The sequence below is a fragment of the Janthinobacterium sp. Bl 1 genome (assembly GCF_058215535.1).
In genome coordinates, this window is sequence record NZ_CM177086.1 from 4,363,253 (window position 1) to 4,387,654 (window position 24,402).

General features: G+C 62.8%; 24 protein-coding genes and 4 tRNA genes. 9 read left to right on the forward strand and 19 right to left on the reverse strand.

Going from position 1 to position 24,402, the window contains the following annotated elements:
• Positions 1–3: 3 nt before the first annotated feature.
• From AC4BCN_RS19580 to AC4BCN_RS19610, 7 genes are all read right to left on the reverse strand, one after another.
• The gene (locus AC4BCN_RS19580) at positions 4–507 is read right to left on the reverse strand and encodes a DUF1993 family protein (RefSeq protein ID WP_490491558.1); all 504 of its coding nucleotides are present in this window, start codon (positions 505–507) and stop codon (positions 4–6) included.
• A gap of 60 nt (positions 508–567) precedes the next feature.
• Entirely contained in the window at positions 568–1,449 is an 882-nt protein-coding gene (locus tag AC4BCN_RS19585; protein ID WP_490491559.1) for a CE1 family esterase, read from the reverse strand.
• A 72-nt stretch (positions 1,450–1,521) separates the two neighbouring features.
• Complete coding sequence (locus tag AC4BCN_RS19590) at positions 1,522–2,745, reverse strand: sensor histidine kinase (RefSeq protein WP_490491560.1); 1,224 nt, start codon at positions 2,743–2,745, stop codon at positions 1,522–1,524.
• Positions 2,742–3,443: a response regulator transcription factor gene (locus tag AC4BCN_RS19595; RefSeq protein ID WP_490491561.1), complete on the reverse strand. Its 702-nt coding sequence runs from the start codon at positions 3,441–3,443 to the stop codon at positions 2,742–2,744. Before AC4BCN_RS19595 ends, AC4BCN_RS19590 begins: the two co-directional genes overlap by 4 nt.
• Positions 3,440–3,979, reverse strand: a complete 540-nt coding sequence (locus AC4BCN_RS19600; RefSeq protein WP_490491562.1) for a GNAT family N-acetyltransferase — start codon at positions 3,977–3,979, stop codon at positions 3,440–3,442. Before AC4BCN_RS19600 ends, AC4BCN_RS19595 begins: the two co-directional genes overlap by 4 nt.
• 15 nt (positions 3,980–3,994) lie before the next feature.
• A complete protein-coding gene (locus AC4BCN_RS19605; protein ID WP_490491563.1) occupies positions 3,995–4,342 on the reverse strand; it encodes an SMI1/KNR4 family protein in 348 nt (115 codons plus the stop codon).
• Complete coding sequence (locus AC4BCN_RS19610; protein WP_034751971.1) at positions 4,339–4,902, reverse strand: GNAT family N-acetyltransferase; 564 nt, start codon at positions 4,900–4,902, stop codon at positions 4,339–4,341. Before AC4BCN_RS19610 ends, AC4BCN_RS19605 begins: the two co-directional genes overlap by 4 nt.
• A 139-nt stretch (positions 4,903–5,041) precedes the next feature.
• Between AC4BCN_RS19610 and AC4BCN_RS19615 the strand changes: the two genes are divergently transcribed.
• The 4 genes from AC4BCN_RS19615 (at position 5,042) to AC4BCN_RS19630 (ending at position 8,986) form a co-directional block, all read left to right on the forward strand.
• Positions 5,042–6,625, forward strand: a complete 1,584-nt coding sequence (locus AC4BCN_RS19615; protein WP_490491564.1) for a GGDEF domain-containing protein — start codon at positions 5,042–5,044, stop codon at positions 6,623–6,625.
• An 8-nt stretch (positions 6,626–6,633) separates the two neighbouring features.
• Positions 6,634–7,395 carry a CPBP family intramembrane glutamic endopeptidase gene (locus AC4BCN_RS19620; protein WP_490491565.1) on the forward strand — a complete coding sequence of 254 codons (762 nt, stop codon included), beginning with the start codon at positions 6,634–6,636 and terminating at the stop codon, positions 7,393–7,395.
• A gap of 259 nt (positions 7,396–7,654) precedes the next feature.
• Positions 7,655–8,161, forward strand: a complete 507-nt coding sequence (locus AC4BCN_RS19625) for a P-loop nucleotide/nucleoside kinase family protein (RefSeq protein ID WP_490491566.1) — start codon at positions 7,655–7,657, stop codon at positions 8,159–8,161.
• A 120-nt stretch (positions 8,162–8,281) separates the two neighbouring features.
• Positions 8,282–8,986 (forward strand): hypothetical protein, encoded by a 705-nt coding sequence (locus AC4BCN_RS19630; protein ID WP_139143480.1) that lies wholly within the window; start codon positions 8,282–8,284, stop codon positions 8,984–8,986.
• A 40-nt stretch (positions 8,987–9,026) separates the two neighbouring features.
• Here AC4BCN_RS19630 and AC4BCN_RS19635 read toward each other — a convergent pair whose 3' ends face one another.
• Together AC4BCN_RS19635 and AC4BCN_RS19640 are read right to left on the reverse strand one after the other, a co-directional pair.
• Complete coding sequence (locus AC4BCN_RS19635; protein ID WP_490491567.1) at positions 9,027–10,172, reverse strand: alpha-hydroxy acid oxidase; 1,146 nt, start codon at positions 10,170–10,172, stop codon at positions 9,027–9,029.
• Positions 10,173–10,254: 82 nt separating this feature from the next.
• A complete protein-coding gene (locus tag AC4BCN_RS19640; protein ID WP_490491568.1) occupies positions 10,255–11,226 on the reverse strand; it encodes a phytanoyl-CoA dioxygenase family protein in 972 nt (323 codons plus the stop codon).
• A 115-nt stretch (positions 11,227–11,341) separates the two neighbouring features.
• Between AC4BCN_RS19640 and AC4BCN_RS19645 the strand changes: the two genes are divergently transcribed.
• A complete protein-coding gene (locus AC4BCN_RS19645; protein ID WP_485878006.1) occupies positions 11,342–12,217 on the forward strand; it encodes a helix-turn-helix domain-containing protein in 876 nt (291 codons plus the stop codon).
• A gap of 55 nt (positions 12,218–12,272) precedes the next feature.
• On the opposite strand, the gene AC4BCN_RS19650 is transcribed toward AC4BCN_RS19645, so the two are convergent.
• The 4 genes from AC4BCN_RS19650 to AC4BCN_RS19665 form a co-directional block, all read right to left on the reverse strand.
• Positions 12,273–12,349: transfer RNA gene (locus AC4BCN_RS19650), tRNA-Arg, on the reverse strand.
• Between the two features lie 160 nt (positions 12,350–12,509).
• Positions 12,510–12,586 (reverse strand) — tRNA-Arg (locus AC4BCN_RS19655).
• A gap of 78 nt (positions 12,587–12,664) precedes the next feature.
• Positions 12,665–12,741, reverse strand: a tRNA-Arg gene (locus tag AC4BCN_RS19660).
• An 82-nt stretch (positions 12,742–12,823) separates the two neighbouring features.
• Positions 12,824–12,900: transfer RNA gene (locus AC4BCN_RS19665), tRNA-Arg, on the reverse strand.
• A 425-nt stretch (positions 12,901–13,325) separates the two neighbouring features.
• On the opposite strand from AC4BCN_RS19665, the gene AC4BCN_RS19670 reads away from it, so the two are divergent.
• The gene (locus tag AC4BCN_RS19670) at positions 13,326–15,809 is read left to right on the forward strand and encodes a hybrid sensor histidine kinase/response regulator (protein WP_490491569.1); all 2,484 of its coding nucleotides are present in this window, start codon (positions 13,326–13,328) and stop codon (positions 15,807–15,809) included.
• Between the two features lie 330 nt (positions 15,810–16,139).
• Positions 16,140–17,129 carry a GGDEF domain-containing response regulator gene (locus AC4BCN_RS19675; RefSeq protein WP_072453016.1) on the forward strand — a complete coding sequence of 330 codons (990 nt, stop codon included), beginning with the start codon at positions 16,140–16,142 and terminating at the stop codon, positions 17,127–17,129.
• Between the two features lie 75 nt (positions 17,130–17,204).
• On the opposite strand, the gene AC4BCN_RS19680 is transcribed toward AC4BCN_RS19675, so the two are convergent.
• Complete coding sequence (locus AC4BCN_RS19680; protein ID WP_139089750.1) at positions 17,205–17,600, reverse strand: hypothetical protein; 396 nt, start codon at positions 17,598–17,600, stop codon at positions 17,205–17,207.
• Positions 17,601–17,882: 282 nt separating this feature from the next.
• Here AC4BCN_RS19680 and AC4BCN_RS19685 point away from each other — a divergent pair, with 282 nt between their 5' ends.
• Both AC4BCN_RS19685 and AC4BCN_RS19690 read left to right on the forward strand, forming a co-directional pair.
• Positions 17,883–18,596, forward strand: coding sequence for a sensor histidine kinase (locus AC4BCN_RS19685; protein ID WP_490491570.1), 714 nt, complete (start codon positions 17,883–17,885; stop codon positions 18,594–18,596).
• Between the two features lie 77 nt (positions 18,597–18,673).
• Positions 18,674–19,189, forward strand: a complete 516-nt coding sequence (locus AC4BCN_RS19690) for a DUF6265 family protein (RefSeq protein ID WP_490491571.1) — start codon at positions 18,674–18,676, stop codon at positions 19,187–19,189.
• A 51-nt stretch (positions 19,190–19,240) separates the two neighbouring features.
• On the opposite strand, the gene AC4BCN_RS19695 is transcribed toward AC4BCN_RS19690, so the two are convergent.
• The 5 genes from AC4BCN_RS19695 to AC4BCN_RS19715 form a co-directional block, all read right to left on the reverse strand.
• Entirely contained in the window at positions 19,241–19,735 is a 495-nt protein-coding gene (locus tag AC4BCN_RS19695) for a hypothetical protein (protein WP_338679168.1), read from the reverse strand.
• 165 nt (positions 19,736–19,900) lie between these two features.
• Complete coding sequence (locus tag AC4BCN_RS19700) at positions 19,901–21,199, reverse strand: NAD(P)/FAD-dependent oxidoreductase (protein WP_490491572.1); 1,299 nt, start codon at positions 21,197–21,199, stop codon at positions 19,901–19,903.
• Between the two features lie 15 nt (positions 21,200–21,214).
• Entirely contained in the window at positions 21,215–21,712 is a 498-nt protein-coding gene (locus AC4BCN_RS19705) for a hypothetical protein (RefSeq protein ID WP_490491573.1), read from the reverse strand.
• Between the two features lie 90 nt (positions 21,713–21,802).
• On the reverse strand, positions 21,803–22,567 hold the full coding sequence (locus AC4BCN_RS19710) for a transporter (protein WP_490491574.1): 765 nt from the start codon (positions 22,565–22,567) through the stop codon (positions 21,803–21,805).
• Between the two features lie 77 nt (positions 22,568–22,644).
• Positions 22,645–24,300 (reverse strand): methyl-accepting chemotaxis protein, encoded by a 1,656-nt coding sequence (locus tag AC4BCN_RS19715; protein WP_490491575.1) that lies wholly within the window; start codon positions 24,298–24,300, stop codon positions 22,645–22,647.
• Between the last annotated feature and the right edge of the window lie 102 nt (positions 24,301–24,402).

Consider the following 24,402-nt stretch of genomic DNA (forward strand, 5'->3'; position numbering starts at 1 on the left):
TTCTTACGATGCGGCCGGCGTCTCGAAGGAAAATCCCGGCGCATACGCGTGATAGCCATCGAAATCGCCCTTGCCGATGCTGGCTCCCTGGCTGCGGGCAATCGCATACGCCATGCTGAAGTGGAAATAGAAATTCGGCAGGATATACAAGTTCAAATATTCGCCGGCCGGCAGCGCGATGTCGGCAAAGCCGGCGCGGTCGCGGCAGATGCGCCCGGGCGGCCCGTCAAAACGTTCGGCAGGAATATCCTTGAGGTAGCGTATGGTCTGCGCGATCTGCTCCTGCAGGCTGGCGGCGGCGCTGAAATCGGCCACCTCCAGCCCCGCCAGCGGGCAGCAGCCGCGCAGGGAAAAGCTCACGGCCGCGCGCACCTGCTGGGCAAATGGCAACATGTCCGGATGCAAGCGCGCCGCCAGCATCTGCGGCGCGGTGCCGGTCTTGTCGAGCATGGCGGAAAGCTGCGCCAAGGAGCGGCAAAATACGGTGACGGGGTGGCTGTTCATCATTTCCTTGTGCAAGATTCAATATGACAAGAGTGTGCCACAGGCAACCGCGTCCCCGTCACCTTAACGCCGGTGCTTGCTGAAAAATTCCCAGATGACGTCATTCGCATCGACGGCGCGCGTGGTCTTGCCGATGGGCAGCCCGACATTGAAGGCATCGGCGCCAGGCCACGTGTGGCCGCCATCCTTGACGGTGAGCAAGGCAACGCTGGCGCCGCCGTCATCGCCACCCTGCTCCAGCCAGCTTACTTGCGTCGTATCGCCGGCAGGGCCAGGAATCAGGCGCGGCTGCGGCGTGGCGCCATCGATGCCGTTGTGCTTGCGCCAGTAATCAAAGGTGCCCTGCGCCGACAGGTAGCCGGCGGCCTTGCCTTCGTACAGCACGACCTTGTCGGCCGTCCCCTGTATCAACAGCATGCCGACCTTTCCGCGCTGTTGATGGTGCCGCACCACGGGTTCCGGCATGGGCGCGCCCACCGAGGCGACGGCGGCGAACTGCTGCGGCAGCTCGGCCGCCAGGCGCAGGGCAAAGAAACCGCCGCGCGACAGGCCCGTCGCATAGACTCTTTTGTCATCGATGCGGTAATCCTGCCTGAGTTTACTCAGCATGGCTTGCGTGAAACCGACGTCATCCGTGCCCGCCAGGTAATCCATGCCGAAGCCCACGTTCCAGTCCTGCTTGATGCCTTGCGGATACACGACGATGAATTGGTGCCGCTCGGCCGTCTTGTTCATTTGTGTGTACAGCATTTGTTCCGCCATGCTCATGCCGCCGCCATGGAAATTGAAGACGACGGGAAAGGCTTGCTGCGGCGCGCTTTGGTAAGACGGCGGCGTGTAGACGATGTAGCGGCGCTTGTCTTCCTTGTGGACGAGGCTGCTCACCTGGGCCAGCGCGGATGTGCACACGCAGGACAGGATCAACAGGCTGATGGCGATTTTCATGGGCTTCCCTTCAAGTCAAAGAGCCGCCAGCATAAGCAGGAGCAGGTGAAATCGCGGTGAAATCCGCCGACTTTATGGCGCCGGGGCAGGAACGATCGCGACACGGTACTGCGTCGCGCCGGGGTGGAAAGCAATGTCCCAGCGCATCGCTTGCGCCAGGCGCAGCAGCAGATTCTGGCCATGCGCGAAACCGTGGACGCGCCGTGGCTGCCCCGCCTGCACGGTATTGATGATGTTCAGGTGGCCTTGCGCAAACGCAATGCTGATGCGGCAATCGGGGCCGCCATGAAACAGCGCATTCGCCAGGCAATTATTGATAAGCAACATGACCAGCTGCCCGTTGCCGGCCACGTCCAGCCGCTCGGGCAAGTCCAGGGTCAGCAGGCTGGCGTCCCACGGATGTTCGTCGAGCAGACGCAGCAGGCATTGCTCCATGCAGCCGCGCAACTCCACCACGTCGCCCGGCAGTTGCTCTGCCCGTGCCAGCGCGAACAGCACGTCGATGGTAGCGCGCATCTCGTCCGAGGATTGCCGCAGCTGCGCCTGCTCTTGCCTGCCCAGGGGCCGCGCCTCGGCCAGCGCCAGCGTGTTGTGCATCAAGGTCAGCGGCGTGCGCAGTTCATGGCTGACGTCGCGGGCGAAGGCCTGTTCGCGCTGCAACACCGCCTGCAGTTCGGCAAACGTGGTTTCCAGGCGGCGCGCCAGGAAACCGATTTCGTCGGGGCGGTCACGCTCGCTGAAATGGACGGCGCTGCCGGGCGCCAGCTGGCGCGCTTCCTGGGCCAGGCGCTGCAGGGGCAGCACGAGGCGCCGCGCCAGCCAGTACGCCAGCAGCAAGGCCAGCGCGATCAGCGCCAGCGCCACGCCCAGCACGACACCGCCCACCTCTTGCGCCAGGCGCTGCACCACCAGCACAGGTGCCACGTCGGCCAGCAGATAGCTGCGCTGCGGCTGGCCAGCGGCGACGAGGTCCAGCGCCAGCACGTGATAATGCTGGCCCGTGGTGGTAAACACTTCCCCGCGCGGGGCTGACGGTGACACTTGCTCGCGCACCACTTGAGGCAGATCATGGTAGTTGGCGTAAGTCTTGATGAGGTCGTTACCGGAAGGCGTAAGCTCACCGTGCTGGCGCAAATGCTGGCTGACCACCGCCGCTTCGCGTTCGAGCAGGCGCTGCACCAGCATGTCTTCCGTCACGTAGGCGATCACCAGCGCCAGGCCCGTGTAGCACAGGCACAGCAAGACAGTAAAGCCGGCCAGTGCAGCGAACAGGCGCTGCCGGATCGACTTGCTCATGGAAACGCCGCAGTGTCGAAGGCAAGGCGGTAGCCCAACTGCGGTATGGTCACCAGCATGCCCGTGCCGCCGGCCAGCTCCAGCTGCTTGCGCAGCGCGTAGATGTGCGATTTGAGCGCATCGCTGTCGGGCGGCTGGCTGCCCCACAGATGCTGCAGCAAGGCCGAACGCGACACGGCGTGCGGATGCTCGCGGCACAGCAGCAGCAATATCTTGAAACCCGTCTGCGTCAAAGGCAGCGCCACGTCACCGAGCAGGGCGCGTCCTTCGCGCGTCTGCAAGGTGAAGGGGCCTACGCGCATTTCCTGGTGCACGTGCAGCTGGTGCCGGCGCGCCAGCGCTTCGCAGCGCAAGGCCACTTCGCGCAAGTCGAACGGTTTGCTCAGGTAATCGTCGGCGCCGTCGCGAAAGCCGCGCGCCTTGTCTTCATACGCATCGCGCGCCGTCAGCATCAAGATCGGCACATTGCTGGGCGCGCCCGCCTTGATGGCGCGGCACACTTGCAAGCCATCGATGTCGGGCAGGTTCAGGTCCAGCAGCACCACGTCATAGTTGTTGCGCGTGGCCAATTGCACGGCCAGCGCCCCCGTGCCCGCATGGTCGGTCTGCCAGCCCAGGCCGTCGAGGAAGTCGAGCACCTGGCGCGCGATGGCCAGGTGGTCTTCCACCAGCAATATGCTCAAGGGCAAGCGATTCATGGAGTGCCGGCAATGCGCGCATACAGCCAGAAGTTGCCGGACCTACCGCGAATTTGCCGGTAGCAGCGCAGATAGCCTTCGCGCTCGAAACCGCAGCGTTCCAGTACGCGGATCGAACGTTCATTGCTCTCCAGCACAGTTGCCTGGATACGCAGGAAGCCCAGGCGCTGGAAGCCCCAGTCCATGACCGACGCGGCGATGGACGTGGCCACGCCCCGCCCCCATACGGCAGGAGACAGATCGTAGGCAATCTCCGCCGTGCGGTGCTGCGGGGAAATCGCATTGAAGCCGATCGTGCCCACCAGCTGGCCGCCCTCGCGCAGCACGATGGCCAGGCGGATGGACGACGCTGGCTGGGCCGAGGCGTAATCATCGAAATTGGCCTGCAGATCGTCGACGCAATGCAAGTCCCAGCTCGTGTGCTCCACGACGACAGGATCGGCCAGGTAGGCATACCAGGCGGGCGCGTCGCTGCGTTCCAGCTGGCGCAACGTCACGAGGGGATGATCCGAACTGGGTAAATCGACAGCTTTCATTGCTTGGCATCCTCCTCAGGCTAGTGGGCAATCGGCGGCCAGCCAGGATGTAAAATCATTGGCAGCCACCTCAAAATCATCGCGCTGCATCGAACCATGCCCCACCAGATACACGGCGCGGTCGCCATCATCGAGGGCCAGCATGACGGCGCGCCCGCCGCTGTCGTCGCCGATGGTGATGTAGCCGGGGCAGGATTGCAGCGTGTCATATGTTTCGTTACGCTCCACCAAACTTTCTGCGCCATACAGCAATACCTGCTCGCCGCGGAGACCTTCCTGCCAGTCCTGGAGAAAGCACAGATAGTACGCCGGCAAGGCGCGGCCCAGCCAGCTCTCGAGCGCTTCGGTTTCCTGCTGGCTCACGCGGCGCCTTTGCGCCGTGCCTCCCACGTACGCCGCAGCAAGCCGTACAGGGCCGTATCGCTGACGTGCCCTCCGACGATCCAGCGTTCGGGCAAGAAACCTTCCTTGCTGAAACCCTGGCGTTCCAGGGCGCTGGCCGAAGCCGTATTGAGCGGATCGATATCGGCTTCCAGGCGGTTCAGGTCGCGCTCGATGAACGCGTATTCCAGCAGCGCCGACAAGGCTTCCTGCATATAGCCCTTGCCCCAGTGCGGGCGCGCCAGCGCATAGCCGATTTCGGCACGGCGGTTCTGGCGGTGTTCGGAAAACAGGCTGCAGCTGCCCATATATTCGCCCGTCGCCTTCAGCGTGACGGCGAAGCGGAAGAATTCCTCGCTCTCGAAAGCGGCGATGTCCTCGGCAAGCTTGCGCGCGGCGATGCTGGCATCCTGCCATGGCGGCTCGCTGAAATAGCGCATCACTTCGGGATCGGCATGCATGGCGAAGAAGTCCGCTTCATCTGATGGTTGCGGCTTGCGCAGGATCAGGCGTTCAGTGGTGATGGTTTTCGTGTAGGCCATGCGACTCCAATCAAAGGTTCAAAGGGGCAATGCTTATTATTCCATGCAACTATAACGAAGTGGCAATTTTGTGATCGTGCGTTTTAATGTAGTATGGCAATATTTCACCATATCATTGATGCAACTTCATGATCCGCTTATGCCCGCAGTAAAAGAAGCAGCACATACCGACGCCGTCCCGGCGCAGCCCGAGATCTTGAGCAAGCACAAGCGGCCAGTGATCGTCTGGGCCAGCATCGCCTTCTTTTGCATGTGCGCCATGCTGCTTGGCATGACCATCTGGATCGTCTGGTCTTCGCGCGAAGTACGCTTGCACGAAGCGAAGGCGACGACGGAACACATGGCGCGCACCCTGGCGACCCAAGCGTACATGGAACTGGAAGTCGCCGATGTGATGCTGGAAGATATCGTCGAACACATCCGCAACGAAGGCAATAATGACGCGACCGGCGAGCGGCTGCAATCGCATCTGCAGCAGCTATCGAAAAATATCGTGGAAATTGCCGGCGTCTTCATTTTTGACAGCCGCGGAGACTGGCTGGCCAGCTCGTCCGGCGCCGGGCAGGACGGCAACAATGCGGACCGCGGCTACTTTACTTATCACAAGACGCATGCGCAGCTGGGCAGCCGCATCAGCGCGCCCGTGCGCAGCAAATCCAGCGGGCAATGGGTCTTGCCCGTGTCGCGCCGGGTGGAATTGGCGGACGGTTCCTTTGCGGGCGTGGTGCTGGTCACCCTGGGGCTCGCCTCCTTCGAACGCATCTACGATAGCCTCAACCTTGGCAATACGGGCACGGCCTTCTTTGCGCTCGACGACGGCACCTTGATCTACCGCCGGCCATTCCAGCCCGGCGTCATCGGCATGGATATTTCGTCGGGTGCGGTCCTGCGCGCCTACCGCGAAAAAGGGCCTGTCGGCACGGCCATGATGACGGCGAAGGTGGACGAAATCGAACGGCTGTACAGCTATCGCCACCTGCAGCGCTTTCCCGTTATCGTGGCGGCGGGGCTATCGGAGGAAGATATTTTCGCCGAGTGGCAACGCTTGAGCATGCAAATCGTGCTGGCGTCGCTGGCGGCAGGCGCGGCGCTGATCTACCTGTTCCGCAAGCTGATGCGGCAGATTGCCGTACGCGACCGTATCGAAGCCAGCCTGCGCGTGGCCACGACGGAGTTGCAGCACGCCAATGCGGACCTGGCGGCGCGGGCCTCGCAGGACGGCTTGACGGGGCTGGCCAACCGCCGCTGTTTCGACGAGACCTTGGCGCATGAACTCAAGCGCGCCCAGCGCAGCGGGCATGAAGTGTCGCTGATCATGCTCGACGTGGATTTCTTCAAGAAATTCAACGACCAGTATGGCCACGTGGCGGGCGACGAGTGCCTGCAGGCAGTTGCTGGCGCCGTGGCGCGCAGCGTCGGCCGGGCCGAAGACCTGGCGGCCCGCTATGGCGGTGAAGAGTTCGCCGTCATCATGCCCGGCACGGGCGCGGCGGGCGCCCTGGAAGTCGCGCAAGCCATCCGGGCGGCCGTGGAAGGCTTGCAGATTCCCCACGCGGCCAGCGCGAACGGCGTCGTGACCGTCAGCCTGGGCGCGGCCACGCTCCAGCCTGGCCAAGACCGCCCCACGGATAGCAGCGAGCTGATACGCGAGGCCGATGCCTTGCTGTACCAGTCGAAAAACACGGGCCGCAACCGCGTCAGCGGCGGCGTACCAGCAGCATGAGGCCGCTTATGTCCGGGAAAAGAATCGCCCTCACCATGCCGCTGTCCCTCATCGCACTGGCCATCTGGCTGGGCTTGAGCATGGGCGGCCGCTGGCTGGAAGCCGCCGGCTACGCCTTGCCGGGCGCAGCCGTCACCGGCCGTATCGGCCTGTCGTGGGCGCTGGCCGCACTGTTCGCGCTGGCGCTGCTGCTCGCGTCAAGCCAGCGCCGCGCAGCGGGCCTGTGTGCGCCGCAGCCATGGAAAACCCTGTGGCTCGTCTGGCCGCCTTTGCTGTATGCGCTGCTGATGCTGTTGTTGGCCTGGGCCGGCGGCTGGCCGCAGCCGCGCGTGCTGCTGATCGTCGCGTGCAATGCGGCGCTGGTGGCCATCTCGGAAGAACTGATGTTCCGCGCCATCTTGTTGCAGGGCATGCTGGACCGCTACGCAGTCTGGCCGGCCGTCCTGATTTCCTCGGCGCTGTTCGGCCTGGCCCATACGGCCAACGGCCTGGCCACGGGCGACGTCAGCGGCGCCCTGTGGCAAGCCGTGGCCGCCACCTTGCAGGGCGTCGGCTATGCGGCCATCCGGCTGCGCACCCGCTCGATATGGCCGATGGTGCTCGTGCATGGGCTATGGGATTACGCGCTGGTAACGGCCACCTTGCCGAACCCGGCCGAAGACGGCGCGTCCATCCTGCCATACGTCGCCCTGCTGGCGGTGCTGCCCTTGTGCCTGTACGGCGTCTACCTGCTGCGCCCGAGCCAGCGCTCGGCCTTGTTGCAACCCTAGGAATCATGTCATGGCGTTTTTTTCATCGATGGACTACGAGGATTCCTGCGCATAAGGCAGGCTTGACAAGGCCGCCCATCGCATGGCATCGTTACCCCATGCAATCACCACCACGTTCCCTGTCATCGATTATTGCCACCATTTCAACAATGGTGGCTTAGCAGCAGTGTGATTGCCAAAGCCGCCTGAGAGGCGGCTTTGATGTGCAGTCACTGGTCAAACCGTCTCGCAGGCTTCATTTCTTTTTTTGCGAGCGACCATGTCCATGACTTCCAGCACCAACGCTTCCCCCACCCTGCACCTCGTCTGCGGCAAGATTGCTTCCGGAAAATCCACCCTGACGGCCCGGCTGGCCAGTGCGCCACAGACCGTGCGCATCAGCGAAGATACTTTATTGGCACAGCTGTATCCGGGCCAGATCGCCAGCCTGGCCGATTACGTGGCGTGCGCTGCGCGGCTGCGCGCGGCCATCGCCCCTTTGGCCCTGCAGATGCTGCAGGCGGGCGTGTCCGTCGTGCTCGATTTTCCCGCCAATACGCCTGCCAGCCGCGCGTGGATGCGCGAGCTGTTCCAGCAGGCGGGCACGCCGCACGTGCTGCACTTTCTGGACGTGCCGGACGAAGAATGCAAGGCGCGCTTGCGCCAGCGCAATGAAAGCGGGCTGCACCCGTTTTCCACCAGCGACGCGCAATTCGATGAAATCACGCGCCACTTCGTGCCGCCCGACTCTTCGGAAGGCTTTCACATCGTTCAAACAAGCCGTTAATGTTTCCTGGCTGGCTGTCGGCAAGAGCTTGTGTACTTTCGACCAGGATGCTTTTTTTGACATGTCTTCGTTTCGGCTGATACTCTGCATGTCTCACAATAAGAAACAGGACAGCACTCCGTGAAAATAATGAAGTTCGCCGGCAGCGGCCTGGCCATTCTGCTTGCCTTGCTGGCTGGATCCGCACAGGCGCAATATGCGCCGGTCGATGCCGCGCGGACAAAGAACGAGGCAGCGGCCAAATTGATGCTTGAGTCCTTGAAACAGACCAGGTATTGGATCGTTCCCAATCCACAAGCCATCTCGCGCTATGAGTTCCAGGAATTGGACGAGGACGGGAATCCCGCTGGAAAAAAGTTTGTCGTCACGGAAACGACGAGTTTCACCGTGCATAGCTATGTAGATAAAGACTTCCGGCACTATGCGCGGATCGTCTTCGAAGATGACAAGGACGCGGCGCTGGAGCTCTCCTTCTATCTATTCGAGTCCAGGCCGGGACCGCTGACGCTATTTCGCAATGTCTACGATCCGGCCAAACGCTCGCGGTTGGATTTTGTCGAGTATCTTTTCACCTCGCCACCCAAAGATATCGAGATAGCAGAGGCCAAAGAAGGCATCCTGGAAATTATCTTCGAGACCGCCCTGCGAGCAAAAGGCGACGTCAACATTGGCATGAGCGCGAAGCAGGTACGCGCCTCCGGCTGGGGAAAACCTGTCAGCATGCACAAAAAATCCGATGCGGCCGGCGCGCACGAAGAGTGGCTATACGAAAGCAGGCGTTCCTTGCTTTTCACAAATGGCAGACTGGCCTCCATCCGGCGCTGATACGTGACAGCACGGCCAGGCAATTGCCGCCCCACTGGCCTTAAAACGTGCCCGGCAGCAGGATCTTTTTATCCACCTGCTGCAAGTCGCGCAAGCCGCAAAAGGCCATCGTCAGGTCCAGCTCGTTGCGGATGATGTCCAGGCATTTCGTCACGCCCGGCCCGCCCATGGCGCCCAGGCCGTATAAAAACGGGCGGCCGATGTATACGCCTTTCGCGCCCAGGGCCACGGCCTTGATCACGTCCTGGCCCGAGCGGATGCCGCCATCCATATGCACTTCGATCTGGCTGCCGACGCCGTCGACGATGGCCGGCAAGGCTTCGATCGACGATTGCGCGCCATCGAGCTGGCGCCCGCCGTGGTTCGAGACGATCAGCGCGTCGGCGCCGCTTTCCACGGCCAGGCGCGCGTCTTCCGGGTCCATGATGCCCTTGATGATCAGTTTGCCGCCCCAGCGTTGCTTGATCCATTCCACGTCCGCCCACGACAGGCTCAGGTCGAACTGCTGCTGCGTCCAGGCTGACAAGGACGACATATCGGACACGGACGTGGCGTGGCCGACGATGTTGCCAAAACCCCGGCGTTTCGTGCCCAGCATGCCCGCCACCCAGCGCGGCTTGGTGGCCATGTTGATGATGTTGGGAATCGTCAGCTTCGGCGGCGCCGACAGGCCGTTGCGCAAGTCCTTGTGACGCTGGCCCAGCACCTGCAAATCGAGCGTCAATACCAGCGCGCCGCATTTCGCCGCCTTGGCGCGGTCGATCAGGCGGTTGATGAATTCGCGGTCCTTCATCACATACAGCTGGAACCAGAACGGCTTCGTCGTGTTCGCCGCCACGTCCTCGATCGAGCAGATGCTCATCGTCGACAGGGTGAACGGCACGCCGAAACGCTCGGCCGCCTGGGCCGCGAGGATTTCGCCATCGGCATGCTGCATGCCCGTCAAACCCGTGGGCGACAGGGCCACCGGCATCGACACGTGCTGGCCGACCATGGTCGAGGCCAGGCTGCGGTTTTCCAGGTTGACGGCCACGCGCTGGCGGAATTTGATCTTGGCGAAATCGCTGGTGTTGGCGCGGTACGTCGATTCCGTCCAGGAGCCGGAATCGGCGTAGTCGTAAAACATGCGCGGCACCCGTTTCTGGGCCAGCACGCGCAAGTCTTCGATGCTGGTGATGATACTCATGCGTTTCCTCGGTCGATGGCAAGTCGGACCATGATCGTGCATTTGCCTGCAATTGTCTATCCGGCAGGCAATGCCGCCACACTTACCAAGCGCGCGCGCCGAGAATTTTCTCGCCCAGTTCAGTCAACTGCGCTTGCGGATAGCGCAGCTTTTCCTTTTCCTCGGGGTCGCCGGGAAACGCATAGCCTTGCGGCGCGCTGCGTTCGCGCCAGCTTTGCACCCTCCAGTCGCGCAGGGATTGATTGTCTTCCTGGGCCGGCGTAAAAGAGATGTATTGGGCCAGGCGCACCTGGTCCGTGGACGTGTTCGGGCGGATGCCGTGCGCCAGCAGGCTGTTGAAGATCAGCAGCTCCCCTTTCTTCATGGCGATGAATTCCATCGGATACGGCACCGTCGCCAGGTCCGGCTGCCATGGATTGCGGTCCGCCGGCACCGTCTTGCGCCACGCCAGCAAGTTGTTGAACAGTTCCGGATAGCATTGAAAACCGCCGCTCTCGGGCGACGTATCGGACAGGGCCAGCACGCCTTGCACGTTGACGGGCAGCGGGTCGAGCGTCGTATCGGCATCCCAGTGGATGAAGCCGCCAAACTTGCGCTTGCCATTGTTCGGCGTGTTCAGGTTGGCGCGGTCGATGGTCACCCACAAATCCTGACGGTCCCAAATGTCGACAAAGGCGTCATACACGCGCTGGGTCTGGCGGTTGTCCCACAGGGTCTGGTTGTGATACGCCTCGACCATGCCGGAACCGTTGAGTTCCTTCATCGCGTGGTCGCGCAACTGGTCCCGGTTCCAGGTGGCCGGGTCGTTCTCGTTGAGTCCTTGGAATTCCCACAGGAAATCGGTTGTGCGGCGCACCTGCTCGGGCGACACGGCATCCTTGACGATGACGTAGCCGTAGGTTTGCCAGTGCAAGAAGTCGCTGTCGGACAGCACGCGCAGCGGCAGCTGTTTCTGGATGTCGCGCAACTGGGTTTGTTCCGTGTAGGCCACGGACGGGTTGCCGGGACGGTCTTCGCCGTACTGCGGGTTTAGATACTGAACCTGGTCTTGCATCGCTGTCTCCTGTGTTGGTGTGAGACAGATTGTGCTCCGGCCGAGCCGAGCAAAATGCGCGTTGAGCGGCCAATACTGATACTATCCTCACCATCAACTCCTTCAAAACGTCACGATGACGCCTTTATTCGAACAAGTCACGATCCCGACCGGCCACTCCTGGGGCTTGCTGTGGCGCGAACTCGATGCCATTCCCTTCATCTGGCATTACCACCCGCAATTCGAGCTGACCCTGACCGTGAATGCGCGGGGGCAGCGCTACATCGGCGACCATCTGGGCGACTTCGAACCGGGCGACCTGGTGCTGCTGGGGCCGAATTTGCCGCACACGTGGTCGGCCAGCGAGCGCATCGACAGCGCGCAACCGATGCTGGCCGTCGTCGTGTGGTTTTCGCTCGAGTGGGTGGAGCAGCTGGCGGCCTGTTTTCCGGAGTTGCACGGCGTGCGGCAGCTGGCGGCCCGCGCCGGCCCGGCCCTGCATTTTTCAGCGGACACGAGCGCGCGCTGCGCCCATCAACTGCTGCAACTGAACGCCCTGCCCGTGCCGCAGCGCCTGCCGCTGCTGCTCGACGTGCTGCTGGCGCTGGCGGGCGATGGCGCCGCGCGGCCGCTGGCCTCGCAAGCACAGACGCCGGTGCATGCCGATGGGCAGCAAAAGCGCATGGCCATCGTGTTTGACTTCATGCACGCGCATTTCCGGGAAGAGATCGCACTGGAAACCTTGGCGCAGCGGGCCGCCCTGTCGCTGGGCGCGTTTCACCGCTGTTTCAAGCGCCACGCGCATTGCACGCCGGGCGAATACCTGGCGCGGCTGCGCATCGGCCGCGCCTGCCAACAGCTGATCGAAAGCAATCTCGCCATTGCCGTCATCGCGCAAGAGGCGGGCTACCGCAACCTCGCGCATTTCAACCGCCAGTTCCGCGCCGCCAAGCACGTCACGCCGCGCGCGTTTCGCCGGCAATACCGGCGCGGCGCCAAAGACTTGGCGTAAATCCGTTCGGAAACGAAAAAGGGGATCAGATTTTACAATCTGACCCCCAATATTCTGGTGCGGCTGGCAGGAATTGAACCCACGACCCCTTGGTTCGTAGCCAAGTACTCTATCCAGCTGAGCTACAGCCGCCTAAGACAAGATTATAGCAGGGCTTTGCAGAATGGCAAAGGGCGTCGTGCGGATATTTCACAATTGCCCAGGCCGCCATCATGGTCGCTGCGAAGGCGCCGTGATGACGAAAAAAAACCCGGAAAGCGGACTTTCCGGGTTTTTTCTTTACTGCTAATACTGGTGCGGCTGGCAGGAATTGAACCCACGACCCCTTGGTTCGTAGCCAAGTACTCTATCCAGCTGAGCTACAGCCGCAAACTCTGACACACTTCGCCGTACGGCGCGAAGCTTGAAACTTTCATCAAAACGAAGCGAACTCCATCTTGGCAATACTGGTGCGGCTGGCAGGAATTGAACCCACGACCCCTTGGTTCGTAGCCAAGTACTCTATCCAGCTGAGCTACAGCCGCAAAACTTCGACAACATTCCACGAACAACATGGAGGTGAAACTTGTTACAACAAAACCAGGAAAAGTCTGATTTTCAGTATTCTGGTGCGGCTGGCAGGAATTGAACCCACGACCCCTTGGTTCGTAGCCAAGTACTCTATCCAGCTGAGCTACAGCCGCGCAGGCAAACATTATAGCGTATTCATTTCGCTTTGAAAAGTTCGATTTTTCAATCGCTTAGCTGATTTTGCAGAATACCGCCCCGCTCCATCGACTACCTTTTCACTGCCAAAAAGCGCACGCCTTTTTATCGGTGGACACTTCTGCTTTCACAGTGGCGCCCAGCGAATCGAGAAGTTGCTGTCTCGAAAGAAGCGGGATTATAGGGACTGCTTCCCAGCCTGTCCAGTGCTATCTGCAGGTGGCGCGCAAGCGTGCGGTGGCGGCGCGCCGCTTGGGGCTACAATACCAGCCAGACAGGGGCGTTTGTGCCTCCCCTGATGCATGACGGCGGGCATTGAACATCATGACCTATTTAACTGAGCTTAGCGGCGGCCCGGCGGGGCAAGAGCCCGTGCGGCAGACTCACTGTTGCAGGATTTCCGATGGCCAAACATGACCGCGAGCAAGACCTGCTACCCCCATCAGCGCCGCTGAGCCTCTCCGACGAGCGCCTGTCCAACTTGCTGGAAAGTATTACCGACGGCTTTTGCCTGCTCGACCACGACTGGACCATCCGCTATCTCAATACGCGCGGCGCCGCCATGCTGGCGCCGCAGCACGCGCCTGGCGCCAGCCTGACGGGCAAGAACCTGTGGCAAGCCTGCCCCGACCTGCATGGCACGGAACTGGAAACGCAGTACCGGCGCGCCATGGCGCAGCAGCACAGCTGCAGTTTCGAGCTGCTGTATCCGCCGCTGGGGCGCTGGCTGGAAGTACGCATCTTCCCTTCCAGCGACGGCCTGACCACGTATATCCAGAACATCAGCCAGCGCAAGGCGGCCGAGGAAAGCTTGCGCCACAGCGAGGAAGATTTGCGCGCGCTGGCCAATTCCATCCCGCAACTGGCCTGGATCGCCAGCTTCGACGGCACCATTGCCTGGTACAACCAGCGCTGGCACGACTACACGGGCACCACCGCCGAGCAGATGGCGGGCGACGGCTGGAGCATCGCCTATGACGCGCAGCACCTGCCACCCATGCTGCAAGCGTGGAAGGCCGCCTTGCGCGATGGCACGCCCTTCGAAATGGAGTTCCCCATCCGTGGCGCAGACGGCCAGTACCGCTGGTTCCTGACGCGCGCCAATCCCGTGCGCGACCAGGGCGGCCAGCTGCTGCGCTGGTTTGGCACGAGCACCGATGTCGACCAGGTCAAGCGCGCGCAGGAAGCCTTGCGCGATGAAACGCGCGTGCTCGAGTTGCTCAACAATACGGGCGCGGCCCTGGCCAGCACCCTCGATTTGCCTGCCCTGCTGCAGGAAACCGTCGATGCGGCCACGCGCATCAGCGGCGCGCGCTTCGGCGCCTTTTACTATGACGATGCGGGCGAGGTCCACGACAGCGTCGCCCCCCTGCCATCGGCAAGCGCCGTCAACGGCATCAGCCTGCGCGAGGCCGACGCCATCGCCACGGAACTGCGCCAGGGGCCGGCCATGCGCCAGAACGACTTGCTGGCCGCGCCCGACGCCAGCGCCGGCGGCGCGCCGCCGCTGCGCAGCTGCCTGAGCCTGCCCGTCAGTTCGCGCTCTGGCCTGTTGCTGGGGCGCTTGCTGCTCGGCCATCCGCAAGCGGGCATGTTCAGCGCACGCAGCGAACGCATCGTTTCGGCCATCGCGGCCCAGGCCGCCGTCGCGCTCGACAATACGCGCCTGTACGCGGCCGCCACGCGCGCCGCCGAAGAGCGCAAGGTGCTGCTCGACAGCGAACGCGAGGCGCGCGCCGACGCCGAGCGCACGAACCAGCTGAAAGACGATTTCCTCACCACCCTGTCGCACGAACTGCGCACGCCGCTATCGGCCATCCTGGGCTGGGCGCAGGTGCTGCGGCGCGGCACGCGCGACCAGGCCGACCTGCACCGGGGCCTGCAAAGCATCGAACGCAATGCGCGCGCGCAGGCGCAACTGATCGAAGACTTGCTCGACATGAGCCGCATCACCTCCGACAAGGTGCTGCTGGACCTGCAAACCATCGTGCCCGCCAGCATCATCGCCTCGGCCATCGAAACCCTGCGCCCGGCGGCCGACGCCAAGCACATCGCCATCCACAGCAACATCGCCAGCGATGCGGGCACCATCACGGGCGATCCCAGCCGTATCCAGCAAGTGATCTGGAACCTGCTGTCGAATGCCCTGAAGTTCACACCGCAAGGGGGACGGGTCGAGATCGGCGTGCGCCGCGAGGCGAGCCGCCTGGCCATCACGGTGGCCGACAACGGCGTCGGCATCAAGAAAGACTTCCTGCCCCATGTGTTCGACCGCTTCCGCCAGGCCGACGCCTCCACCACGCGCCGCCATGGCGGCCTGGGGCTGGGGCTGGCGATTGTCAAACACCTGGTGGAACAGCATGGAGGCACGGTCACGGTCAGCAGCGCCGGCGACATGCAGGGCGCCAGCTTTACCGTGCGCCTGCCCTTGGGGACGCGGGCCGCACCGGCGCGCCCGAAGGGCGACGAGCTGTCCGCCAGCCACGACTTGCGCGGCGTCACGGTGCTGCTGGTCGATGACGAGGCCGATGCGCGCGAACTGACGGCGCGCATCCTGCGCGACAGCCACGCCGACGTGCATGGCGCCGGCAGCGTGGCGCAAGCACTGCAACTGCTGGACCAGGTGCACCCGCATGTGCTGGTCAGCGACATCGGCATGCCCGACGCCGACGGTTTCGACTTGCTGGCGCAAATCCGCGCGCATGCGTCCCCCGATGCGGCCAACCTGCCCGCGCTGGCGCTGACGGCGTTCGCGCAACCGCAGGACCGCCAGCGGGCGCTGGCCAGCGGCTTCCAGGCCTGGGTCTCGAAACCGCTCGACCCGGCAGAGCTGCTGGCGGCCGTGGCGCAGCTGGCCGCGTCGCGCGTCACGTCACCGGCGCCGTGAACAGGGGCGCAATATACGGCCCTAAAAAGATGATGCAAAGAAATACATAGTGCAGTACAAAATGACTATTTTCATGGGTTAGCCTTCCTACTTTCAGACGCGGCACTGTCCTACAAGCAACTAAGCGAAAGTTTGCTACACTGAAATGCAGAAGCACACCTGCACGGCAGGCTGGAGACGGCGGCCTTGGCCGGCTAGAACGGCATAAGCGAACTCAAGCGCTGTTGTGCGCCCTATCTTGTTGCAAGGCGCTACTATCTTTCCACTGCCGTCAGCCCATCAGCTGCGGTAGAAGCCAGCGTTGCATAGACCGTATAACCGAGACCTTACATGCCCAGCCAAGATGAGATTTTGAAAGCCAAAATTTTGGTCGTCGATGATTCACCCGACAATGTTGACCTGATGCTGGAAATCCTGCGCGATGCAGGCTATACCAATGTCACGGCCACCATGCGTCCGGCCCAGGTTTGCCCCCTGCACCGGGAGCATTGCTACGACCTGATCTTGCTGGATCTGCAAATGCCGGAACTCAATGGTTTCCAAGTCATGAAAGGCTTGAAGGAAATCGAGCATGGCGGCTACCTGCCCGTGCTGGCCCTGACGGCGCAACCGAGTTTCAAGATCGCCGCGCTGGAAGCGGGCGCGCGCGACTTCATCAGCAAGCCCTTCGACCTGATGGAAGTGCACAAGCGCATCCACAACATGCTGGAAGTGCGCCTGCTGTACAAGGAACTGGCGCAATACAGCAAGCAGCAGCAGGAACTGGCGCTGCACGATCCGCTGACGGGCTTGCCGAACCGGCGCCTGCTGGAAGACCGCATCGAGCATACCTTGCAACAATCGGCCCGCAGCCGCGGCAAGTCGGCCATCCTGTACCTGGACCTGGACGGCTTCAAGGCCATCAACGACAGTTACGGCCACGGCTATGGCGATGAAATCCTGAAAATGGTGGCGGCCCGCCTGGTGGGCGCCTCGCGCAAGGAAGACACGGTGGCGCGCATCGGCGGCGACGAATTCGTCATCGTGCTGGGCAACCTGGCCGGCAAGGGCGACGCGCGCGAACCGGCCGCCAAGCTGATCGAAGTCATTTCCGAGCCGTATTTCATCAACGACCTGACCCTGCGCCTGTCGACCAGCATCGGCATCGCCATCTACCCGGACGACGCCAGCACCGTCGACTCGTTGCTGGGCGCGGCCGACACGGCCCTGTACGAAGCCAAGCGCGCCGGCAAGAACCGCTTTTGCTGCATCCCGCACGAGGTGATCGCCGCGCAGACGCAGGTGAACATGCAAAAAAACAACATCCCGTCGATCGCCTGAGTTTTCTTACCGCACAGCACGCAAAAAAACCGGCAAGCCTTCATGGCCAGCCGGTTTTTTTATGCGCAGGACGCTTTATTTCTTGCCAGCGGCCACTTCTTGCTGGCCTGCGTGCTGGTGGTCCGTTTGCGCATCGACCGTTTCGGGCGGCACTTCGATGCGCGTGATGCCGGCATCGACGGAAATCGGGTCGCTGGCGGGGAAGGTCATTTCCACGGCGTCGTCGAGCAGCTCTTCCTTGGCCCGCTCTTCGCCGCTCATGCCCTCTTCATCGGCCAGGATGGCCAGCGCGCTGGCCCATTTGACGAAATTGAGGTTGGCCAGTTCGCGCACGGTGTGCACGCCAAACGCTTGCTGCAAGGCTTTGGCATCCTTCGGGCTGACGCCGCGCAGGGCGCTGATGGGCGCATTGACGATGTCGCGGAAGCTTTTGTCGGCGTATTCCTGGTCGACGATGGTATCGATATTCATGGCATATCCTTTCGTTTCGGTAAGCGGGCCTGTGCTGCATGGAGAAAATGCATGACACCACTATGGCAGCGTGCGGCGCCCCGGTATGTGCGCAGCCGTACGTAACGGCAGGAACGGCAGCTGCTGGCGCAAACGATAATATTGCCGACAATATAAAAGTGATGGAAGGAGATCAAAATTGCCGAAAAGACAGAAATTTTCCATCCATGCGCCCCGCGATGAAATCCTCATGTATGATCCACAACTTGAATTTGGTCCACCTTTCACCATTCACGGGGCGCTATGTCCGCACAAACAGATCCGAACAAGGAAACGGCCCAGGCCGATGCGGAACGCGCCGCCGATCTCAGCGAGTTGCTCGGCCATGTCAACACCAGCTGGGACAATGAACGGCGCGCCCTGTCGCGCCAGCTGCACGACAGCCTCGGCTCGTCGCTGACGGCGCTGACCATGCACCTGTCGCTGCTGACGCAAAAGATGCCGCAGGAAGCGGCCCTGCTCGACCGCGCGGCGACCATGAAGCAATTGCTGCTCAATGTGATCGAAACCAACCGCCAGATGCAGATGAAGCTGTGGAACGACAAGCTCGAGTTTCTCGGCGTGAATGTGGCGCTCGGCGAGCTGGCCGCGCAGTTTGCCGAACAGCACAAGATCACCGTGCGCTGCAGCCTGCCCGAAGATGAACTGATTTGCCCGCGCAACGTGGGCGTGGCCCTGCTGCGCACCCTGGAAGAAGCGCTCGGCAACATCGCCGCGCATGCGCAGGCTAAGCAAGTGGACATCATCATCGACGACAATGACGAAGCGCTGATGATGACCGTCAAGGATGACGGCGTGGGCTTGCCCGCCAGCGAGCCCGTCGAAATGAGCAAGCACGGCCTGCGCTCCGTGCGCGAGCGCGTGCATTACCTCGGTGGCAGCCTGAGCCTGGCAACCAATCCGCAAGGCGGCACAGCCCTGACCGTCGTCTTGCCCCGTGTGACTCCGAAAGAATAGTCTTTGCCAGGCCGCATCACGCCAGAACACTGCCGGAACGCCCCGCACCGCAGAACGATTCGACGACAGGAGACCGCATGCAAGGACTGATCCCCACCCTGCTGGCAGCGCTGCTGGCCATGGGCACCGCCCAGGCCGCCGACAATACCGTGCCGCCGCCGGAAACCGTGGACAAGCTGGCCTGGCTGGCCGGCTGCTGGAACGTCGACGGCGCCGAGCCCGGTTCCGGCGAACAATGGAGCACGGCCGCTGGCGGCACCATTCTCGGCACCAGCCGCACCGTCAAGGGCGGCAAGACGACAGCGTTGGAATTCGTGCAGATCCGCCTCACCGACCCGGGCCAGCTGGCCTACATCGTGCAGCCGTCGGGCCAGCCGCCCGTGATCTTCAACCTGCTGCGCCAGGACAAGCCGAATGAATTCATCTTCGCCAACCTGGACAATGACTTCCCAAGCCGCATCATCTACCGCCACGACAGCGAGCGCATCTTGCACGCCAGCATTACCGGCACCTTGAAGGGCAAACTTACCACCATCGCCTTCCCCATGACGCGGGGCCGCTGCGAAGCGGCGCCAATTCCGCGCAGCAAATAACAACCGGCGTCAAGGCAGGAACCAGGGCCGCATCTTGCGGCCCTTCTTGCGTCAAGGCTGCAAGCGAACGCCCGCACCCGCAGGAGGCGGCATGGTGAAGGCGGCGGCCATGCCCAGCCAGCCAGCGAACCAGGCAATGAAGGCCGCCACGTGGCCATACTCCCAGCGTGCACGCAGACGCGCATAGGCTGCGGCAAACTCCGCCTGGCTCACGTCGGCGCTACTCCCCCACTCCCCATTGACGGGGGCGACAAGGAAAGCCCACAGCAGCAAGGAGGCAAGCAGTGCGGCTGCCGACGCGGCCAGCAGGCGGCCCTGGGGCAGGCGCCTGGAGCGAAAAGCCAGCACGGCCACGGTCACCATGGCGGCCATTTGCACGGCGCCCCCTATCGGGCCAAACAGGGCATACAGCGTGCTTGTCACCTGCGCATACAGCGCTGGCGGATACGCCAGCTTGACGGGCAGTTCCAGCAGATGGGCGGCACCCGGCGCGAGCCCCAGGGCCGTCAAGGTCAGGGCAATGACTTGCAGTAAGCGTGATGGCATGCCTGCCTCCCCTCATCAAGCTGTCCGCTCATGGCGCGTGTGCTTGCCCTTGTTCTGACCGCGGGACGGCGCTGCGGTTCCCGGCCAACGCCACTCGCGCAATGCGTACGCTGCCATAAAAAACGGGGCACTGCGGCCCCGTTGGATTTCCCTACTTACCGCACATCAATGCAGCTTGACCTGCGGCGTGCTGCGCTTGATCAGGAAGCGGCCCATGGCCATGACGGCCGTGCGCACGCTGCCCAGCACGGCATTGTGGTGCATCAGGTGCAGGCTCACATACATCATGCGCGCAACAAAGCCTTCGACGAACCAGCTCAGGCCCTTCAGCGAACCCATCAGAGTCCCCACCGAGGTGGTGCGGCCAAACGACACGAGCGAACCGTAGTCCAGGTATTCGTATGGCTTGGTTTGCGGCGGCCTGCCCTTCGCTTGCAGCAGGAATGTTTTCACCAGGTAATCGGCTTGCTGGTGGGCAGCCTGGGCGCGCGGCGGCACCAGTTTGCCGTCCGGCCCTATACAGGCGGCGCAGTCGCCCAGCGCGAAAATATTCGCGTGGCCCTGCACGTTGAGCATGCCCGTCACTTCCAGCTGGCCGGAACGGTTGGTCGGCAAGCCCAAGGTGGCGAGGAATTCCGGCGCGCGGATGCCGGCTGCCCACACGCAGATGTCGGCCGCATAGCTGGTGCCGCTGGCCACCGTCACCTTGTCGGCTTCGATCGTGGTGACGCGCGTATCGGTCACCACGGTGATGCCATGCTGGTGCAGCAGTTTCGAGGCGGCAATCGATACGCGTTCGGGCAACGGCGCGAGGATGCGCGGCGCCCCTTCGAGCAGCGTGATGCGCACATCCTTGATGGCGTTGAGATTCTGAAAACCATACGCCGCATACACGCCGCTCGCTTCGCGCAATTCGGCCGCCAGCTCCACACCCGTGGCGCCGCCGCCGATGATGACGATGTCGACACCGGGATGGCCCGCGTCGCCCTGGCGCTGCTCGGCCATGGCCAGCAGTTTCAGCAGGGTCAAACGGAAACGTTCCGCGTCTTCCGTGGCATTGAGGGAAATCGTGTTTTCCTTGGCGCCAGGCACGCCGAAGTAATTCGACGTGCTGCCCACGGCCAGCACCAGCTGGTCGTAGCTGACAGTGCGCTGCGGCAAGAGCTGCTCGTCCTTGTCGGTGGCGATGGCGCCCACGGTAAGGCTGTTCGAGCCGGCGTCGAGCGCGATCAAGGGACCATAGACATAGGTAAAACCATTGTCATGCGCCAGCATCTGGTACGACAGGCCCTCTTGATGAATGTCCAGGGTGCCGGCCGCCACTTCATGCAGCGACGGTTTCCAGATGTGGTACAGGCGGCTGTCGACCAGGGTTACCTGGCCGGGGCCGAGCTTGCGGCTGAGTTTGCAGGCCAGCTCCAGGCCGCCTGCACCTCCTCCTACGATAACGATTTTACTATGCAAATATCCTCCTGCCTGTTAATCCTTGTGCCCGTTGCCGTTACCGCTGCCATTGCCATTGCCATGACCCTTGCCCGGCTTGTCATCATGCTTGTCGCGCTTGCCTTCATGCTTGTCGCGCTTGTCATCATGCTTGTAGTCGTGACGGCCGCGGTCGCCGTAATCGGGACGGCCATGGTCGCCATGCTGCTGGCGATAACGGGGCACATATTGGTTGTTATACCAACTATCTTGGACGAAATATACCTCTTGGTTGCAGGCATTATACTTGCGGCAGTGCTTGGACCAGTGCTTGGCATGGCCAGGCGGCACGCGCAGGTAGATCGGACGGGCCGAATAGTATTGCGGGCGCTGCACGATGACGGGCTGGGCATAGATCAATTGCGGCGCGGGATAATCGCCGATATCGAGGCGTCCGTAAAAGCCTGGCTGGCCGACGGTAACGGAGACGCCGACCTGGGCGACGGCGGCGGTGGCTGCCGACAGCAAGGCGGCAGCAAGAATCAGGGTTTTCATGGTGACACTCCTTTTAGTTATGCCGTCATTGTAGACCTTGTGTGACTAACTGTTTGTTCGCAAGGACACATAAGGAACTCCGTGGCAATCTCACCACAGTTTGCCCAAGGGCACGACCACACCGCTGAACAACGACCAGTCCGGCGACGACGCCGTCAAGCCGCGCGCCATGCCGATGTCGATGGCCAGCCGTGGCGTGGGAGTGTAGGTGGCGGCCAGCAGCAGCTGCGCCGTGGCCGGCGCACCGCGCAGGCGCGTGCCCGACACTTCGGCCGTGGCGCCCCAGTGCTCGCTGACGGGCGTGGAAAAGGATGTCGCCCAGCCCGTTTGCACCCTGCCCGCGCCAGGGTCCGATGCCCCCAGGCGCGTGGCGTTCAGGTTGGCATCCACGTGCACGGCGCCCAGGTCGCGGCTGAAAATACCGTTCAGCGACACGTCGCTCTTGCCGCTGCCGATGCTGTCCTTGGCCGTCGGCAACTTCCAGCCCAGTTCCAGGCCCAGCGCCGTGGCGCTGTCGAGCAAAAAGGCCCGCTTGAGCACGACCGTCGTGTCGCCCACGCCCGTTTCGCGCCGCCCCGTGTCATCGCGCGCACGCACAACACCCTCGCCTTCGAGCAGCATGCCCCATTCGGGCGTGAACGCCAGTTTGAACGTGTATGGCAGGCTGGCGCGGCGCGTGTCGTCCGTTTTCGACAGCAGGCCGCCGGCCTCGAATTCCAGCTGGCCCGGCACGGGCAGCTGGGCCGGACTGGCGACGGAAGGCCGGTAAGGCAGGACGGGATCGCCCTGCTGCGCCTGCGCCAGCGGCGCCAGGGACAGCAGCAAGGATAAGCAAAGCAAGCGGGGAGACGGCATGAAAGATCCGGAAGTGGCAAACGCGCAATAGCAACAGCCTACCACCGCCGCGGCGATTGCGCCCGAGCCCGCCGTTGTCAGGCCAGGCGCCGCACGTCCTGCCTGGCGGCCGGCGCCGAGCGGCGCAGCGGTGTGACGTTGCTGACCGCCGGCACGGCCATCTGTTGCGCCTGGGCATGCAGACGGAATACGCCCACCAGTTCCGTCAAGGTCTGCGCCTGGTCTTGCAGCGATTCGGCCGCCGCGGCGGCCTCTTCCACGAGGGCCGCGTTTTGCTGCGTTACCTGGTCCATCTGCAGCACGGCCTGGTTGACTTGCTCGATGCCGGCGCTTTGCTCGGCGCTGGCGGCCGTGATTTCCTGCATGATGTCGGCCACCTGGCGCACGCTGGCGACCACCTCATCCATCGTCCTGCCCGCATCATGCACGAGTCTGGAACCGATTTCCACCTGCTCGACGGAGTCGCCGATCAGTGTCTTGATTTCCTTGGCGGCACTGGCCGAGCGCTGCGCCAGGTTGCGCACTTCGGCCGCGACGACGGCGAAACCGCGTCCCTCCTCGCCCGCCCTGGCCGCTTCCACGGCGGCGTTCAAGGCCAGGATATTCGTCTGGAAGGCGATGCTGTCGATGACGCTGATGATGTCGACGATCTTGCGCGAGGACGCATTGATCGACTCCATCGTCTGCACCACCCGCCCCACCACGGCGCCGCCCTTGCCGGCCACGTCGGACGCGGCGCCGGCCAGCGCATTGGCCTGGCGCGCATTATCCGCGTTCTGCCGCACGGCCGACGTCAGTTGCTCCATCGACGACGCCGTTTCTTCCAGCGAACTGGCCTGCTCTTCCGTGCGCGACGACAAGTCGAGGTTGCCCTGGGCGATTTCGCCCGAGGCCGTGTTGATGGTGTCCGTGCCCGAGCGCACCTGGCTGACGATGCCCACGAGCTTGTCGCGCATGGTTTTCATGGCGAACAGCAGGCTGGCGCTGTCGTGGCCGGCCGTGCGGATCTCGACGGTGAGGTCGCCCTCGGCGATGGCGCCGGCGATCTTGACGGCATACGCCGGTTCGCCGCCCAGTTGACGCGTCAGCCCGCGCGTGATCAGCGCCCCCAGCGCCAGGCCGGCCGCCACGCTCCCCAGCACGAGCGCGATCATGAAGCTGCGGCTGGCCTGGTACACGCCGGATGCCTGCTCGGAAGCGGCCTTGGCGCGCTCTTCCTTCTGCAGCGACAGTTTATCGAGCACGCCGTCGAGTTCGTCAGCATGGTGGCGCGTCTTGTTGAGCAGTTCGACCAGTTGCGCGCTGCGCTGCTCCAGCGGTTCGCCCGCCGCCAAGGTCAGCGCCTGCCGCATGGTGGCGACGTACTCGGCTTCAACGGCGGCGAAGCGGGCAAACAGCTCCTTGGCCGCCGGCGTGACGAACAGCGGCTGGGCCTTGGCAAGATAGGCCTTATTGGATTCGAGAAATTTCGTGATGTCGGCCTGACGCGTGGCGCGCTCCTCGGCGGTCGTGGCCAGCAAGAAATTACTGCGCGCGCGGCCCACCTTGATCAGGGCGATATTGGCTTCCTTGATGTATGACAGCCCCAGCAATTCATTGTTGTACATCTGCCCCGCCATGGTATCGATCTTGCCCATGTTGAAAATGCCGATGCCGGCCACGATGGCCCCCATCAGCGCGACGCAAAAGAAGGCCGCGAGCAGGCGCGTCCCCACTTTCATTTGATTCAACATGTTTCCTCCTAGGCAAGACGGTAGCCAATAATTCAAGCGTATGACTTGAATATAAGGAAAAAACAGTCACTAAAATGCTCGGATTGTCACTAAGCAACAATT